The sequence below is a fragment of the Moorena sp. SIO2C4 genome, from assembly GCF_010672485.1.
In the GTDB taxonomy this organism is placed as follows: domain Bacteria; phylum Cyanobacteriota; class Cyanobacteriia; order Cyanobacteriales; family Coleofasciculaceae; genus Moorena; species Moorena producens.
This window is the reverse complement of sequence record NZ_JAAHGN010001399.1, coordinates 1-1,548: the sequence shown is the minus strand read 5'-3', so window position 1 is coordinate 1,548 and position 1,548 is coordinate 1. Positions and strand designations below refer to the sequence as shown.

The following is a 1,548-nucleotide window of genomic DNA, read 5'->3' as shown; positions in this document are numbered from 1 at the left end:
ATTTATTGTATCAAACCCTTAGCTGTCACGAAAACTTGTATTTCTTTGCTCGTCTGTATGGGTTAGATGGTCAGCAGTGCTCTAAACAAGTTTACGCTGCCCTTGCTGCAGTAAATTTATTAGAGCGGGCAAAAAGTCCGGTGGAAACCCTCAGTGGTTGGATGCAGCGACGGATGAATATTGCTGTGGCTCTAGTGCATCAGCCAAAATTACTTATTTTAGATGAGCCTACCACAGGCTTAGATATTGAAGCCCGATATGAAATTTGGGACTTGATTCGACGTCTTCAGCGCCAGGGAATTACTATTTTGCTGACGACTCATTCCCTTGATGAAGCAGAACGTGTTTGCCAGAGAATTGGTATTCTTAAACAGGGACGGATTGTAGCAGAGGGGAGTTTGCTTGAGTTACGGCAAAAGATTCCCGCTCAAGAAATTGTAGTAGTAGATACCCCTCAAGAAGAACAAGCGATCGCTCGTGCCCAAGAATTAGGGTTTACTCATCGCCGCTATGGAAATGATTTAGCCTTTTGGCTACCAGAGTCTTTAGACCTGAAGGATATTATTGCTTGTTTTGATGGGATTCCCCTCGATTCCATTGCTCGTCAGCCAGTGCGGCTGGAGTATGTCTATGTAGAGGTTACATCAAATCTGGTTGAATGCTGGTCACTTACTCAAAGAAGTTAGTGGTTAGTCGTTAGTCAGAGTGTCTTGATCTCTACTAACTACTGTAGGGGCCAACAACTGTTCGCCCCTACTAACCACCAACAACAAATAACAAACTGGAAATTCTGGGTGATTAATGATAACAATCTACAAACCATTCCCTTTGCTAGACAGCTGAGCCGCAACTTTCCTGAATACGTACACCAAGCCCTCTGATGACAAAAGACTCATCTGGGCCAGGATATAATCAGCGAAGTGGGTAGTTGCTGAAAGCACAATCAACCCCGATTCTTGGTCAAGCAAGCGCTCAATCAATTCAGCCTTTTCCTCTACAGATAATGTTTCGGCTAGACGCCAAACGCTATCAACCTTATTAGGCTTGGAGTTAATGTCAATTACGCAATTCTTATACATTGCCTTACTGCCCTTAAATAACTGATGGGATTATAGAATTGCTGAGTTGACCGCCGTAACCGTAAATCTACTTATAGAGAATAGACCACCTCTGCAATTCTAAGTAAATTCCTCAAGGTTAATCAACCTGTTAGGGTTAATCAATGTTTTGTCTTCACAGGGATATTATAACCATTTTTTTCAGGATTTGTCACCATTTCCAGATATCAAGGCAGAGCCTTAAGCTGGTCTTCATTTAAATTCCATGGTTCTGACAGCAGGGGAGCATCAATTCCCCCTAACCCCCCTTAGTAAGCCAGGGCTGTTTCATTGTCGGACTAAAATGTGATTGGTGGGGATATAGGGATATAGGGAGATAGGGAGATAGCGGTGTGAACGCGCACCGTGGGGAATTTTTATTAATAAAAAGTGCGACCCGAAGGTGCGACCCAAGGGCGAGTAAATCGCCCTTGGGTCGCACCTTCGGGTA

General features: G+C 43.8%; 2 protein-coding genes. One reads left to right on the top strand and one right to left on the bottom strand.

What is annotated here, in order from left to right; translation table 11 throughout:
• The coding region (locus F6K20_RS37975) for an ABC transporter ATP-binding protein (RefSeq protein ID WP_287298335.1) at positions 1-686 on the top strand (686 nt) is incomplete at its 5' end.
• Positions 687-812: 126 nt separating this feature from the next.
• Here the strand turns inward: F6K20_RS37975 and F6K20_RS37970 are convergent.
• Positions 813-1,079 carry a hypothetical protein gene (locus tag F6K20_RS37970; RefSeq protein WP_008180172.1) on the bottom strand — a complete coding sequence of 89 codons (267 nt, stop codon included), beginning with the start codon at positions 1,077-1,079 and terminating at the stop codon, positions 813-815.
• Positions 1,080-1,548 lie beyond the last annotated feature (469 nt).